Genomic DNA, 14,492 nt, shown 5'->3' with positions numbered 1-14,492 from the left:
CGTACCGCGGCGTGGCGAATTCATGCCGTTTCCGTTTCCGTCGCGCGTCGCGCCAGCAGGTTCGATGCGGCCAACTGGCCGCGTACCGCATCGATGGCGGCGTCGCTCGGCGCAATGCCTTCGAGGTAGATGAAATCGACCGTCGACAGGCCGATGACGGCGAGCACCTGCTTCAGGTACGGGGTCAGGAAATCGGGCTGCCGTGCCGCTGCGCCGGTGCAGATGCCGCCCGAGCGTACCAGCACGAGCACGGGGCGATCGGCGAGCAGGCCGAACTTGCCTTCCGGCGTGGCCGTGAACGTGCGGCCGATACGCAGCACGAAATCGATCCACAGCTTCAGCGCGGCAGGTACCGTGAAGTTGTGCATCGGTGTGCTGATCAACACGCCGTCGCTGTGTTCCACCTCCGCGATCAGTTGTTCGGAGTACGCCAGTACGGGATCGGAATCCGGCTGCCTCGTGACCACCGCATGCGCATAGTCGGCCGATAGCGAAGGCAATCCGGGTTGACCGAGGCTGCGCGACACGACCCGCGCATCGGGGCGGGCCGCCCGCCATTGCGCGATGGCTTCGTGCGCAATGCGTGCGCCCAGCGAATGACTGCCATGCGGACTGGCATCGACAAAAAGAAGGTTGTTCATCAGAGCGCCTGTAGTGACTGACTGAAATGCACGCCGCGGGACAGCAGCCCCTGGCGGAAATAGAAACGCTGCGCGAGCGCGTTGGAGAGCCCGGTATCGAGTACCAGCTGCAGGCAGCCGTGTTGCCGCGCGTCGTCGCGCACCGCATCGAGCAGCCGCTCGCCCAGCCGTTGATTGCGCGCGTGTTCGGTCGCGACCAGATCGTCGACATAGACGAAGCGCCCGTACAGCGTGTTTTCGAGGTGACGGTATCCCGCCAGCGCGACGACCGCGCCGTCCGGGCTGCCGTGCCGTGCGGTCAGCAGCACATAGCCTTGTTCGGCCTGGCGGTGCATCTGCCGCACGAACGCATCGACATCGGTCAGGTGCGGGCGTAGTTCTCGCATCACGTCGAACGTCGACCGGTATTCCGCGTCCGTCACGGCGCGTTTCAAATGGATCTCTGGCATCACGATTGCTCCACGGTAACGTCGTTACTGTACGAATCGGATGGCGTATCCTGAAGGTCCAAAAAGTGACTATTTGACTGGGACATGAAATTCGACGATCTGATGCCGGACCGTCATCTCGACATGCCGGTCTATCGGCAACTGGTCCGGCGCTTCCGCGAGGCGATCGAGACGGGCAAGCTGGCGCCGGGCAAGCGCGTGCCGTCGGTACGGAGCCTGGCCAGCGAACTCAATCTGGCACGCGGCACCGTCGAAGCGGCCTATCAGATCCTCATCGGCGAAGGGTACCTGGTCGCACATGGGCCGGCCGGCACCGTCGTGTCGCCCCAACTGCCGGATGGCCGGCAGCCGCGTGCCGCGGCGCCCCGGCCGGACGAACCGCCGCGCGGCGATTCGACGGCGAGCGGGCCGAAGCCGTTCCAGATGGGCATTCCCGCGCTCGATGCGTTTCCGCGCATGCCGTGGATACGGCTCACCGGCCGTCATGTGCGGGCGATGGCGACCCCGTCGCTGGACTACGCGCCGCCACAAGGTCACGACGGGCTCAGGCGTGCGCTGTCCGCGTACCTCGGCGTGTCGCGCGGCATCGACTGTTCGGCCGGGCAGATCTTCATCACCGCGGGGTATCGCGGCGCGCTGGACCTGATCTGCCGGACCTTGCTGCGTCCCGGCGACGCCGGCTGGTTCGAGGATCCCGGGTATATCCACGCGCGCCGCGTGCTCGAGCACGCGGGGATGCGGCTCGTGTCCGTGCCGGTCGACGACGACGGACTGTGCGTGGAAACGGGGCTGCGCCGGGCGGCCGATGCACGTTTTGCCGTGGTGACGCCGACCCATCAAAGCCCGCTCGGTGTCGCGCTGTCGCTGCCGAGACGCCTGGCCTTGCTCGACTGGGCCAGGCAGCAGCGGGCCTGGATCGTCGAGGACGATTACGACAGCGAGTTCCGATACCACGGTCGCCCGTTGCCCGCGCTCAAGAGCCTGGATCACCACCAGCGCGTGCTTTACACCGGGTCGTTCAGCAAGGTGCTGTATCCGGGCTTGCGGCTGGGGTATCTCGTTGTTCCGGAGGAGCAGGTCGCGGCCTTTCGCGACACCGCCGGCTGGCTCGGCGGTAGCGGCCAGATGCTGATGCAATCCGTCGTCGCCGATTTCATGGAGCAAGGGCACTTCGCGCGCCATCTGAAGAAGATGCGGGCGCTTTATGCCACTCGCCGCGCGTGGTTGATCGATGCGTTGGGCAAGGTGTTTGGTGATGCGCTGCACGTTCCGCCCCGTGCGGGCGGCCTGCATGTGGTGGCCTATTGGCGCACGGCGGTCGACGATCGCGCCGTCGCACGCATGGCCGACCTGCAGGGCTTGTCCGTTCAGCCGCTGAACGACTGGAGCCCGGGCGGCCGGATGCCACCCGGCATGTTGCTCGGTTTCACGAACCTGACGTCGGCGCAGCAGGCGTTGACGCTGGTTCGGCGCCTGTATCGGCTCGTTCGTGTGTGAACCGGGTGTGGTGGATGACGAACCCGCGGGGCGCCGGAGTACGTGCGACTGGCGCCACGATTTTGCGATTGTGTGACAGAGTTACCGCGACTGTTCTACGCATGGTCGATAACACCCCGTGATGTCGTCGTCCGAGTTCGTGCCTCATGGGTGGCTGGCACCATGCTTTCCGCCTTTCGACCGAGCTGACTTAACCGGCCTGGTTCGCATCATCGGCGGCGGCTCTCGGCCACAAGCGGTCTTCCAACAGTTGGGGCTAGAACGTTGACACCAGGGCTCCACGGACGCATGCTCCAACGCAATCGCCCGCGATGTTCCGGTGAGAACCATCCGCGTTGCGATGCGACTGATCCTGCGAATCGGGAGTGGCAATGGCAAAAAGTCGGAAGCGGGTCTCCCAACGACGCACTGCGATACACGCGGGATTATGGGTGCCGCTTTATTTTGCGCTCGCACCTTGGGCGTCGCTCGCATCCCCTTGGCAAGACCTCGAAGTACTGGGAAAGAGGTTTCGCATTGAAATCGACAAGGCGTACCAGAAGGTCCCCAAAAGCGGCTCGACCCAAGAGATAGATAAAGCCGGGGACATTACTTGGCTCGCAGTGCGCTACATTCCGCTCGGAAGTTCATTTGACGACGCCGAAGTTATTCTTCGCGCCGCCGGATTTGCAGTCGGAGCACGGCCGGGACCAAACCAGCCGGGGAATCTACCGCATAGATATGATGTTGTTGCGCGGATAGAGCAGTACCGTACAAGCTTACTTTTCTCGCGCACCGACGTGTCCGTACTTCTTTCGCCCAAAGCTCCCGGCGATTTTCAAGATGGTGTTTCGGCGGTTTTCGCATCGTTTACGACGAGTTATTTGTAGCGAAATTGCGATGCCGCTACCCCGCCTCCGGTCGCCGTGCGATCCGCGCTCGGGTCGCAGGCGACGCAAGACAGGTAGCCACGGCTTCGTATCCCGGTGCGCCGGGGTACGGCGCGACGCGGGCCGGCGGGCTATGGTTCGCGGGACACAGAATGATCGCTTCGTCGGGGCCGACGGCCGACAGGTCCAGGATCGCCGACGAGCGGGTCAGCATGAACAGCGGCCTCATGCCGTCGGCTCTGGCACGCTGCCGAAGGCACGCAATCAGCGCTGCCTGCGTCGGCTGGTCGAGATCCTGTTCGATCATGTCCACGACCAAAGCACCCACGCCGTCTGCCTCGAGTCCGGCGAGCAGCACGGTCAGCGCCGCAGACGCCGTGGCGCCTTCATCCGCGAGCCATGCCGCCGTGCGTTCGACCCGCGCCTTCAGCGCCGGATCGGCCCGCAACGCGGCGAAGGCAGCCGCGCCGTCGTCTTCCAGCCGGTCCAGCCCGATGAACGTCGCGCCGGGCAACGCGTCGGCGAGCCGATGCGCGAGACGGGTCTTGCCGCTGCCCAGCGAACCGATGATGTAGTTCAACGGGCGGATATCGCGAAATTCGAACCATTCACCGTCCCACGGCCAAGGGAGGTTGAACGCAACGCCCGCGGCCGCCGGAGCGAGCAGGCGCGTCAGTTCGCCGTCGTCGGGCATGCGGCCGCGGGCAAGATCGGCGCGGATCGCGCGAACCTTGTCGACCTTGCCGACCAGATCCTGAATGCCGCGCCCGAGCGCCGCTTCATGCGTCGCCAGGGCGTCGCTCAGGCTGCGGGCGTCGCCGCCCAGCACGTTCGCGACCTGGGCCAGGCTCAAGCCGAGCGCGCGAAGCGCCGCGACTTCGGCCGCACGCGCCAGATCGTCCGGGCCGTAGGCGCGGTATCCGGCCACCGTTCGCCCGGGCGTGACCAGTCCTTGCCGCTCGTACAGCCGCAGCGCCTTGGCCGATACGCCAAGCCGCATCGCGGCTTCCGATGCGCTCAGGCCGCGCGTGACATCGCTCATGGGTCACCTTCGGGTCGTCGATTCGTTGCGCCCAGCATAAAGGCGATCCCAAGGGCCGGGTCAAGCGCGTTCGCGTGTTGACGTGAATCGACGAAGACGCCGACCGCGCCGCGCGTCAGTCAGTCGGCCGCCGCGAATTCGTCGCGCAGCGCGTGATACAGCCGCCGATACCGCGCCAGCCGCCCCGCCAGCAGATCGACCATGGCGGCATCGGGCGCGACCGTCTCCGTGACGGGCGGCGCGACGCAGACCTCTGCGAGCGTGTCATCGGTCGCGGTCAGGCGTGCAAGCCGCGCCGCGCCGAGTGCCGCACCAACCGCGCCGTCCGCGTGGCGTTGCATCGCGAGCCCGGTCGCATTCGCGCACAGCCGCGCCCAGAACGCGCTCTTCGAGCCGCCGCCGATGAACGACACCGCGTCGAGCGTCGTGCCGGCCGCACGCAGCGCGTCGTAGCCGTCGGCCATCGCGAACGCGACGCCTTCCATCACCGCATAAGCGAGCTCGTCCGCGGCGTGCTCGTTGGACAGCCCGAAGAACACGCCGCGTGCATGTGCGTCGTTGTGCGGCGTACGTTCGCCACCGAGATACGGCAGGAACAGCGGCGCACGCGCCGGCTCTGCACGTTCGGCGCGCGCGGCGAGCACGCCGGCGGTGGTGCCGTGCGCGCGGGCGAGCCAGTCGAGGCTCGCGGCGGCCGACAGGATCACGCTCATCTGGTGCCAGCGCCCTTCGACGCAGTGGCAGAACGCGTGCACGGCCGCGTCCGGGTTCGGCGCGAAACGGTCGTTGCCGGCGAACAGCACGCCCGACGTGCCGAGCGACAGGAAGCCGCTGCCGGCGCCCGTCACGCCCATGCCGATCGCGGAGGCCGCGTTGTCGCCGGCGCCGCCGGCGATCGTCACGGGCCCCGCGATGCCCCATTCGCGCCGCAGCGTGTCGCGCAGCTGCGCGGCGGGCGCGTTGCCTTCGACGAGGCGCGGCATCTGCGCGCGCGTCAGCTCGGTCGCGGCGAGCATCCGGTCGGACCAGTCGCGGCGCGCGCAGTCGAGCCACAGCGTGCCCGATGCATCCGACATCTCGGACACGAATTCGCCGGACAGGCGCCAGATCAGGTAGTCCTTCGGCAGCAGCACCTTGTGCACCGCGCGGAACACGGCGGGCTCGTATTTCGCGAGCCACAGCAGCTTCGGCGCGGTGAAGCCGGGCATCGCCATGTTGCCGGTGATCGCGCGCGATTCCGGCACCAGCGCCTCGAGTTCGACGCATTCGGTGCCGGCGCGCGTGTCGTTCCACAGGATCGCGGGGCGCAGCACCTGGTCCGCGCGATCGATCAGCGTCGCGCCGTGCATCTGCCCCGAGAGCGCGATGCCGCGCAGCGCGGCGAAGCCGGCCGGGTGTGCGGCGCGCACCGCCGCGATTGCGTCGAGCATCGCGTGCCACCACGCCTGCGGGCTCTGTTCCGACCAGTGCGGATGCGGGCGGCTGATCAACAGCGCGGCCGAGCCGGTCGCGAGCGGGACCGAACGGGAATCGGTGAGGAGTACCTTGACCTCGGACGTGCCGAGATCGATGCCGAGAAATGTCACGTGTGAAGCATCCTGTCTGGGGCGCGCGGCGGCGTGCGTCGCGGGGGCGGCGCGTCGTCGCGGCCGTGCGGTTCATTGAGCCGGTGCAGCGCGCGGAACCTCGACGGCGGCACCTGCTTCATCGCGAGAAACTGACGGTTGAAATTCGACAGGTTGTTGAAGCCAACCCGGTAGCAGATGTCGGTCACCGTCAGGTCGGAAAACATCAGCAGCTCGCAGGCCTCGTTGATGCGCAGCCGGTTCAGGTAGCGCACGAACGACGAGCCGGTATGGCGGCGGAAAAACCGCGTGAAGGTGCTGACGCTCATCCCGGCGAACGCGGCGACGTCGGTCTCGCGCAGCATGCCGGGCAGGTTCTGCTGCAGGTACGACAGCACCTGGTTGATGGTCGACGACATGTAGTGCTGCGCGTCGCTGCGGTAGCCGGGGCCGGCGAGCACGCGCCGTTCGCGGCACGACGACAGCCGGTCGAACAGCGACATCAGGATCTCGACGCGCCGGCAGCCGTGCGCGTTCGCGAGTTCGAGCATCAGCGGCGCGACGTCGCGGCCGACGCGGTCGGGAAACTGCACGCCGCGCGCCGCGTCGTCGATCAGCTCGATCACCGGCTGCAGCTCGCTGAACGCGCCGACCATCTTCTCGATCGCATCGCGCGAGAACTGCAGCACGACGTCGCGCGACGGCACGCGTTCGCCGTCGGCGAGTTCGCTGACCCAGTTGTGCGGCAGGTTCGGCCCGGTGACGATCAGGTTGCCGGGGCCGAAATCGCCGATGTGATCGCCGACGAACATCTTGCCGTGCGACGACTGGATCAGATGAATCTCGTACTCGGGATGGAAGTGCCACTTCGCGACCGAGTGCGGATAGTCGTGGACCCACGCGCGGAACGATTCGTCGCGGTGGGTGGGAACGATCTCGAGATCCGGGTTCATCGTGTGCTCCGTCGGGGGCGTGCCGGCGTGCTACGAACGGGACATCGACCAGCCCGTCGCGGCGGGCGGCGTGGTGCGCGTCGCGGCCGCCGGCGGCGCCGCGTGCGCGATCGGGTTCGCGTCCGGCAGCGCGACGTTGCGCTCGGTGCCGGCGTCGAACAGATGCAGGGCTTCTTCGTCGAAGCGGAACGCTACCACGGCCCCCGGCGCCGGGGCCATCGGGGCCGGCACGAGGGCCGCGCACGGCTGGCCGCGCCAGTCCAGCGTGACGAGCGCCTCGGCGCCGAGCAGCTCGACGAGCTCGACCGTGCCGGTCAGTGCGAGCGTGCCCGGGGTCGGATCCGGTTCGGTGACGAGCCGCAGGTGGTTCGGGCGGATCGCGGCCTTCACCTGCTGGCCGTCGTGCAACCGGGCGAAGCGTGGCGACGCGAGCGGCCAGCGCGCGCCGTTGCAGTCGAGCAGCACGTTCGCGCCGACCCGCTCGATCACGCCGTCCGCGAAGTTCATCGCGGGCGTGCCGACGAAGCCGGCGGCGAACACGGTGTGCGGCTGCCCGTACAGCTCGGCCGGCGTGCCGATCTGCTCGATGTGGCCGCCGCGCATCAGCACGACGCGGTCGGCCAGCGTCATCGCTTCCAACTGATCGTGCGTGACGTACAGCGTGGTCGTCTTCAGCCGCCGATGCAGCCGCTTGATGTCGCCGCGCAACTGCGTGCGCAGCTTCGCGTCGAGGTTCGACAACGGCTCGTCGAACAGGAACACGGCCGGCGTCTTGATCATCGCGCGCGCGATCGCCGCACGCTGCTGCTGGCCACCCGACATCGCGCGCGGGCGGCGGTCGAGCAGCGCGTCGAGGCTCAGGATGCGCGCGACGTCACGCACGCGGCGGTCGATCTCGTCGGCCGGCACCTTCAGGCGCCGCAGGCCGAACGCGATGTTGTCGTACACCGTCATGTGCGGGTACAGCGCGTAGTTCTGGAACACCATCGCGACATTGCGCTCGCGCGACGGCAGGTCGTTGACGACCGCGTCGCCGATCACGAGCTCGCCGCCGGTGATCGCCTCGAGGCCCGCGATCATCCGCAGCATCGTCGACTTGCCGCAGCCGGACGGGCCGAGCAGCACGATGAATTCGCCGTCGGCGATCTCGAGGTCGAGCGGGTGCAGCACGGCGGGGCCGCCGTCGTAGTGCTTCGACAAAGCCTTGCAGATGATCTGGGCCATGGCTCAATCCATTTCGATCTGAATCTTGACGTCGCGCGGGTGGCCGCTCGCCGCTTCCTCGAACGCGCGCACGCCTTCGGAAAACGGGAACGTGCGCGAGATGAACGGCTTCACGTCGATCGCGCCGGACGCGATCAGCGCGAGCGCGCGTGGAAAGATGTTCGCGTAGCGGAACACCGATTCGATGCGGCCCTCCTTCGCCTGCAGCGCGACCACGTCGAGCGGCACCGGGGCGACCGGCATCCCGATCAGCACCGCGCAGCCGCCCGGGCACATCAGGTCGACGAGGCCCGCATACGCGTTCGCGCTGCCGCTGGCCTCGAACACGACGTCCGCGCCCCAGCCGCCGGTGGCTTCGGCCACGACGTCGGCGAGCGACTGCGTGCGCACGTCGACGGTCGTGACGGCGCGGTTGCCGGCGAACAGCGCGAGCTTGTCGGGCACGACGTCGGCGAGGATCACGCGCGCGGCGCCGCCGGCGAGCGCGGCGAGCGCCGTCATCGCGCCGATCGTGCCGGCGCCGATCACGACCGCGAGGTCGCCCGGCTTCATCGCCGCCTTCTTCGCGGCCTGCAGGCCGATCGACAGCGGCTCGACGATCGCGCCTTCGGCGAACGACACATTGTCCGGCAGCCGGTACGTGAACGCGGCCGGATGCACGACGAACGGCGTCAGGCAGCCGTGGATGGGCGGCGTCGCCCAGAAGCGCACGTCGGGATCGAGGTTGTAGAGCCCGCGCAGCGTCGCGGGCGAATCGAGGCGCGGCACGCCTGGCTCCATGCACACGCGGTCGCCGACGCGCAGGTGCGTGACGCCGGCGCCGGTCTCGACGACGGTGCCGGACGCCTCGTGGCCGAGCACCATCGGCGCGTCGACGCGAAACGGGCCGATGCCGCCGTGAACGTAGTAATGCACGTCGCTGCCGCAGACGCCGACCGTATGCACCTTGATCCGGACGTCGCCAGGGCCGACCGCCTGCGGCAGGTCGATGTCGCGCAGCGCGAGCTCGCGCGTGCGTTCGAGTACGAGTGCTTTCAACACATCCTCCTTATTTTCCCTTGACCATCGAATTGAGCAGGCGGCTCAGCATGCCGACGAACACGAGCGGCGGCAGCGCGAGCAGCACCGTCGACGCGTTGATCACGCCCCATGGCACTTCCTGGCCGAGCGACGTGAACGCGGATGCGACCACCGGCAGCGTCGCGCTGCGCGACGACGTCAGCGCGAGCGCGATCATCAGTTCGTTCCACACCAGCACGAAGCTGAACACGATGCCGCCGAGCAGCGTGCTCGCGCACACCGGCAGCGCGATATGCCAGAACACCGCGTACGGGCCGTAGCCGTCGAGCGCGGCGGCTTCCTCGATCTCGCGCGGCAGCCGGCGGAACACGGGGATCGACAGCCACGTGATGGTCGACAGCGTGACGAGCAGGTACGTGACGATCATCGACAGCTTCGTGTCGTACAGCCCGAGATCGACCCAGATCGCGATCAGCGGCAACGCGACCGCGACCGGCGGCAGGAAGCGCAGCGACAGCAGGAAGAACTGGATGTCGCGCTTGCCGCGTATCGGGTAACGCGCGATCGCATACGCGGCCGGCACGCCGAGCACGGCGCCGATCAGCACGGCCGCGCCGACGATCGCGATGCTGTTGCCGAGCCCGATCAGCACCTCGGGGCTCGACAGCACCTGCTCGTAGTTCGCGAGCGTCGGCGTGAAGATGAAGCGCGGCACGGGCGTGACGATGTCGAGCAGGTGCTTGAGCGAATTGAGCACGGCCCAGAACAGCGGGAACGCGGCGACGAGCAGGATTGCGCCGGCGATCATCACGGTCGACAGGTTCGAAACGGTCGCGGCGGTGCCGCGGCGGCCCATCAGTCGTCCCATTTGTTGACCCTCTTCCAGATGAGCGTGAAGACGAGCGTGGTCGCGACCATCATCAGCACGGCCATGCCCGACGCATAGGACACCTTGCCGGCGAGGCCGATGCCCTGCTGGTACGCGTACAGGTCGAGCGTTTCGGTCGCGATGCCGGGGCCGCCCTTGGTCATCACGTAGATCAGGTCGAACGAGCGCAGCGATTCGACCATCTTGATGAACACGAGGCTCACGAGCGGCGCCTTCAGCATCGGCAACGTGATGTACGCATGCACCTGCCACGTGGTCGCGTAGTCGAGCCGCGCGGCTTCGAGCGGCTCGGGCGGCAGCGTCTCCAGCAGCTTCAGGATCACGACCGCGAAGAACAGCCCCCATTGCCACACGTCGACCAGCGCGACCGCGTACAGCGCGAGATGCGGATCGGCGAGGAACGCGGTGTTCTCGATCCCGAGCATGCCGAGCAGCCAGCTCAGGATGCCGGTGAGCGGCGCGTACATGAACTTCCAGATGAACGCGGCCGACACGCGCGGCAGCAGCACCGGCATGATCAGCACCAGCGACGCGAGGCGGCGCCAGCGGCCGTGCACGCGCTCGAACAGGAACACGGCCAGCGCGATCCCGACCAGCACCGCGCCGGCCACCGTGACGACTTCCCACAGCACCGACACCTCGATCGCGTTCAGGAAGCGCCGGTCGGACGCGAGCCGCACGAAGTTGCGCAGGCCGACGTATTCGCTGTCCGGATAGCGCAGCACGCGGTTGCGCAGCGCGAGATTGATCGCGGCGACCGTCGGGACGAGGCTCAGGACCGCGAGCAGCGCGAGCGTCGGCGCGAGGAACACCCACGGCAGGCTCGTGCGGTCGCGGCGCGCGCGGCCGCGCCGGGCGGACGGTGCGGAAGGCGGGGAAGGGGCCGGACGGACGCCGAGCGCGCGTCCGCCGGCGCCGTCATTTGCGAGCGCCATGTTCGAGCGCGTCCTTCGCGTACTGGTCCGCGTCGTCGAGCGTGCCGCGCACGTCCGTCTGCGTGCCGGTGAACACCTGCTCGAGCGCGATGCCGAGGTTGTCGCCGATATCCGGCCACTGCGGCGTGCGCCAGATCGTCACCTGCGTGACCGGGTTGGTGTCGTTCAGCCCGGCCTGGATCTGCGGCGCGACGTGCTGCTTGAAGTACGGGCTCGCGATCGTGCTCGACCGGTTGTAGTCGCTGAACACGCCGTTGCGCAGCCGTGCCTGCTCCTGGTCCTTGCTGGTCGCCCACGCAATGAAGCGGCCGGCGGCCATCCGCGTGCAGTCGTCCTTCGCGCCGACCGCCGAGATCGCGAAGCCGTGGCCATAGGCGGCCGACGGCAGCGGTGCGGGCGGGCGCGTGTAGCCGACCTTGCCGGCCACGCTCGACTTGCTCGCATCCTCCATCCAGTCCGCGAACGGTGTCGACTCGATCATGAACGCGACCTTGCCCGAGCGGAACGCTTCGAGCGCGTTGCTCCAGTCGTAGGTCGCCGCGCCCGGCGGCGCGTACTTGAACAGGTCGCTGTAGAGCTGCGTGGCCTTCACGGCGGCCGGCGAATTGAACGCGGGCTGGCCGCCCTTGTCGGTCCACGCGCCGCCCATCCCGAGCATGAACGGCGACCAGCGCCACACGTTCATTCCGGAGCCGCGCTGGCCGCGCGCGACCCAGCCGTACAGTTTCGGCGGCGCGTTGAGCTTCTTGATCGCGGCGACGAGCTGGTCGAGCGTCTTCGGCACCGGGATGTGCGCGGCGTCGAGCAGGTCGCGGCGGTAGAACAGGAAGTCGCCGCCGCCGATCAGCGGCGCGAAGTACGCGACGCCGTTGTAGCTCGCGACCGCGCGGCGGCCGGGCAGGAAGTCGTCGTAGTCGTATTCCTTCGGGTAGTACTTGAGGAGCGGCACGATCCAGTTGGCCGACGCGAATTCGGCGACGTTCGCCTCGTCGACGTAGTAGATCTGGTAGGAACCCGCGCCGGTCGACGCGTCGAGCCGCGACTTCGCGCGGCGGTCGTTTTCGCCGAAATAGCTGATCTCGACCTTGGTGCCGCTCTTCTTCTCGTAGTCGGCCAGCGACTTCTCCATCACCGACAGGCCGAGACTCTTCTGCGCGAGCACCCGGAGGGTCGGCACCTTGCAGACCTGCGCGGCCGCGACGCCCGGCAGACAGGCGCCGAGCAGCAGGCCGGCTGCGACGATTCGCATCTTGTTCACCCGTGTCTCCTTGATTCTGCTTGTTCGAATGCCGTCGATGACGGCAGGAACAATGGTGTGACGGGGGCGATGCGGGCACCACATCAAAAGAAAACGCCAACCGATACTTTTTGCTCAGGGTTGGTCGTGCGATGCACAAAATGTGGTGGTGGGGGGGAACCCGGCTGGTCAGGCTGTTCCAGGCGATGCGGTAAAGTGTCGCCTTCGCAGGGGCACCCGCTGAGAGAGCAGCGCCCTTGCTGGATCAGGAGAAAAATGAACGAGTGAAAACAGGTACACGTACGGCACTTGGCGGGATTTGCGGCCGTCGACGTGTTCGCCTTGGTCGCGTTCGACGAGACACGCAAGCACCTCGGCCTGGACGATCTCGCCGCTGCGTCGGCGATGCTTCTCGGTCAGGCCGACGTCCCCGTCCCTGGCAAGTTCGCTGGCGCTACGCCGGGCACGTCCGTCGCCTCCCTTGCAGCTCGGAAGTTGTTTCCTCAAACGTTGCCGTTTCGCCTGCCGATGATCATGGGTGTCGGCTTGTCCGGTATTCGGATCGCCTTCACTCGCCGCCTCGGCGCGTGGGTCGGTCGGGCGATCCCCGTCGTGGGTGAGGTGTTCCTGGCGCGCGGCGCCTAGCTGATCATGCGCAACACCGTGTCGACCTACAACCGATTCGTAAAGCCCGAGGACCGGGTGCTCTGAACCATGAAAGACGATACCTGGGAACGCCTGGAAGCCTTCACACGCGAAGAACTCGGTCGACCGCTGCTCGGTGGCAAGCTGAACCTGCAGCCGGAATCCCGGCTTGAGCAGGATCTCGGCGTCACGGGTCTCGATGGGGTGGAGTTCATCGACAGGTGGGCAGAGACATTCGGAGTCGACGCCCAAGGATTCCCGTACCGGCGCTATTTTGGCCCCGAAGGTCAGGAACTGCTTTCGTCACTTATCGGGTTGTTCGTCAAGCGCCTCCGGCACCCTGAGCGGCGGCCGCTGACCTTGGGGATGCTGGCCGAGGCAACGCGACGTGGGAAGTGGGACACGGACGTGATCGAGGCTGCTGCGGGGCAGTGATCGTATATCGCAGGGCCGGTCGATGTACTGACCGGCCCTTTTCGCTGGCGGAAACACAATTACGCCACGCGAATTTTCTCCACCTACCTGTTTATTGCGCTTGAGCCGGTGCATTTGTCGCGCGCGCGGCTTCATCCGCGCGTCGGCCCGTGCGGCGTGTCGAGCGCGATCCGGTACACCCGCACTGCGTTGTCATGCCAGACCGCGCGGCGCTCGGCATCATCGAGATGCGTCATCGCACGAGCGAACGTGCGCAGCAGCGCGGGATACGACACACGCAGCCCCGCCACCGGAAAGTTGCTGGCGAACAGGCAGCGCTGCGCGCCGAAGATCGCGATCGTGTCGCGGATGATCCGTGCGTTGTCCGCTTCGTTCCACACCGCGTCGCGCAGGCCGAGTTCGGAGATCTTCACGGCCACGCGCGGCGACGCGGCAAGCGCCTCCATGCCGCGTCGCCATCGCGCGAGGCCCGCGTCCGAGCGATCCCACGGCAGCCCTGCATGTTCGAGCACGACGTCGACATCCGGTGCATCGGCGAGCATCGAAGCCGCTTCCTCGAGATGCCAGAACGGCACGCGCAGATCCCAGCACAGCCCATGCGCGGCGAGGCGCGCCAGCGCGGCCGGCCAGCGCGGATCGCGCAGCGTGCCCGACCCGTCGACTGACGCATCCGGCGCGGCCGAGGTGCACGGCTTGAAGCGCACGCCGCGCACGCGCGGCCACGCGGCCTGCTCGGCAAGCCGCTCATCCGCGTCACCCGCGAGCAGATCGACCCACACAACGACCGCCGACGGTAGCCCATGCGACTCGGCGACTTCATGCAGCCAGCGCGTTTCCGCCAGCGCCTCATCACGCGCACGTTCGGCCTCGACGTGCACGCTCGCGACGATCGGTGCGCCCTGCGCCGCGTGCCGGAATTCGTCCACCCCGAAATCGCGGCACAGCGCCGCGTAGTCGCCGAACATGAAGCGCGCCGGATCGTAGTCCGCCTGCAGCCACGGATAGTGCGCACCGGCATCGAGTCGCCACAGGTGATGATGTGCATCGACGAGCGCATCCGGCATGCCGTCGGGCGGCGACGCGTCGTGCAT

General features: G+C 67.6%; 14 protein-coding genes and 1 pseudogene. 4 read left to right on the top strand and 11 right to left on the bottom strand.

The window, feature by feature from the left end; translation table 11 throughout:
* Positions 1-20 precede the first annotated feature (20 nt).
* Together QZM35_RS28565 and QZM35_RS28560 are read right to left on the bottom strand one after the other, a co-directional pair.
* Positions 21-641: an FMN-dependent NADH-azoreductase gene (locus QZM35_RS28565; RefSeq protein ID WP_174976005.1), complete on the bottom strand. Its 621-nt coding sequence runs from the start codon at positions 639-641 to the stop codon at positions 21-23.
* Positions 641-1,090, bottom strand: a complete 450-nt coding sequence (locus QZM35_RS28560; RefSeq protein WP_089431944.1) for a GNAT family N-acetyltransferase — start codon at positions 1,088-1,090, stop codon at positions 641-643. Before QZM35_RS28560 ends, QZM35_RS28565 begins: the two co-directional genes overlap by 1 nt.
* 84 nt (positions 1,091-1,174) lie before the next feature.
* Between QZM35_RS28560 and QZM35_RS28555 the strand changes: the two genes are divergently transcribed.
* Together QZM35_RS28555 and QZM35_RS28550 are read left to right on the top strand one after the other, a co-directional pair.
* Entirely contained in the window at positions 1,175-2,587 is a 1,413-nt protein-coding gene (locus QZM35_RS28555) for a PLP-dependent aminotransferase family protein (RefSeq protein ID WP_301777292.1), read from the top strand.
* A 431-nt stretch (positions 2,588-3,018) separates the two neighbouring features.
* Positions 3,019-3,456, top strand: coding sequence for a hypothetical protein (locus tag QZM35_RS28550; RefSeq protein ID WP_143329857.1), 438 nt, complete (start codon positions 3,019-3,021; stop codon positions 3,454-3,456).
* Positions 3,457-3,472: 16 nt separating this feature from the next.
* On the opposite strand, the gene QZM35_RS28545 is transcribed toward QZM35_RS28550, so the two are convergent.
* The 8 genes from QZM35_RS28545 to QZM35_RS28510 all read right to left on the bottom strand — a co-directional run bounded on the left by QZM35_RS28545 (position 3,473) and on the right by QZM35_RS28510 (position 12,342).
* Positions 3,473-4,498, bottom strand: a complete 1,026-nt coding sequence (locus tag QZM35_RS28545) for a MerR family transcriptional regulator (RefSeq protein ID WP_301777291.1) — start codon at positions 4,496-4,498, stop codon at positions 3,473-3,475.
* 119 nt (positions 4,499-4,617) lie between these two features.
* On the bottom strand, positions 4,618-6,084 hold the full coding sequence (gene xylB, locus QZM35_RS28540; protein WP_301777290.1) for a xylulokinase: 1,467 nt from the start codon (positions 6,082-6,084) through the stop codon (positions 4,618-4,620).
* Entirely contained in the window at positions 6,081-7,016 is a 936-nt protein-coding gene (locus tag QZM35_RS28535) for an AraC family transcriptional regulator (RefSeq protein WP_301777289.1), read from the bottom strand. The genes xylB and QZM35_RS28535 overlap by 4 nt, the downstream gene beginning before the upstream one ends.
* Before the next feature lie 30 nt (positions 7,017-7,046).
* Complete coding sequence (locus QZM35_RS28530) at positions 7,047-8,240, bottom strand: ABC transporter ATP-binding protein (RefSeq protein WP_089431949.1); 1,194 nt, start codon at positions 8,238-8,240, stop codon at positions 7,047-7,049.
* Positions 8,241-8,243: 3 nt separating this feature from the next.
* Entirely contained in the window at positions 8,244-9,278 is a 1,035-nt protein-coding gene (locus QZM35_RS28525; RefSeq protein ID WP_089428634.1) for an NAD(P)-dependent alcohol dehydrogenase, read from the bottom strand.
* 10 nt (positions 9,279-9,288) lie between these two features.
* Positions 9,289-10,116, bottom strand: coding sequence for a carbohydrate ABC transporter permease (locus QZM35_RS28520; protein WP_301777322.1), 828 nt, complete (start codon positions 10,114-10,116; stop codon positions 9,289-9,291).
* Positions 10,116-11,084, bottom strand: coding sequence for a carbohydrate ABC transporter permease (locus QZM35_RS28515; protein ID WP_301777288.1), 969 nt, complete (start codon positions 11,082-11,084; stop codon positions 10,116-10,118). The genes QZM35_RS28520 and QZM35_RS28515 overlap by 1 nt, the downstream gene beginning before the upstream one ends.
* The gene (locus QZM35_RS28510; RefSeq protein ID WP_089473862.1) at positions 11,068-12,342 is read right to left on the bottom strand and encodes a sugar ABC transporter substrate-binding protein; all 1,275 of its coding nucleotides are present in this window, start codon (positions 12,340-12,342) and stop codon (positions 11,068-11,070) included. Before QZM35_RS28510 ends, QZM35_RS28515 begins: the two co-directional genes overlap by 17 nt.
* 298 nt (positions 12,343-12,640) lie before the next feature.
* Between QZM35_RS28510 and QZM35_RS28505 the strand changes: the two are divergent.
* Positions 12,641-13,032: pseudogene (locus QZM35_RS28505) on the top strand (STM2901 family protein).
* Between the two features lie 3 nt (positions 13,033-13,035).
* Positions 13,036-13,401 (top strand): DUF1493 family protein, encoded by a 366-nt coding sequence (locus QZM35_RS28500; RefSeq protein ID WP_089428631.1) that lies wholly within the window; start codon positions 13,036-13,038, stop codon positions 13,399-13,401.
* A 131-nt stretch (positions 13,402-13,532) separates the two neighbouring features.
* Here QZM35_RS28500 and QZM35_RS28495 read toward each other — a convergent pair whose 3' ends face one another.
* Positions 13,533-14,492, bottom strand: coding sequence for an amidohydrolase (locus tag QZM35_RS28495; protein WP_301777286.1), 960 nt, complete (start codon positions 14,490-14,492; stop codon positions 13,533-13,535).

The sequence above is a fragment of the Burkholderia sp. AU45274 genome (assembly GCF_030482505.1).
Classification (GTDB): Bacteria; Pseudomonadota; Gammaproteobacteria; order Burkholderiales; family Burkholderiaceae; genus Burkholderia.
The sequence above is the reverse complement of the archived record's forward strand: the minus strand, read 5'-3'. Positions and strand labels throughout refer to the sequence as shown.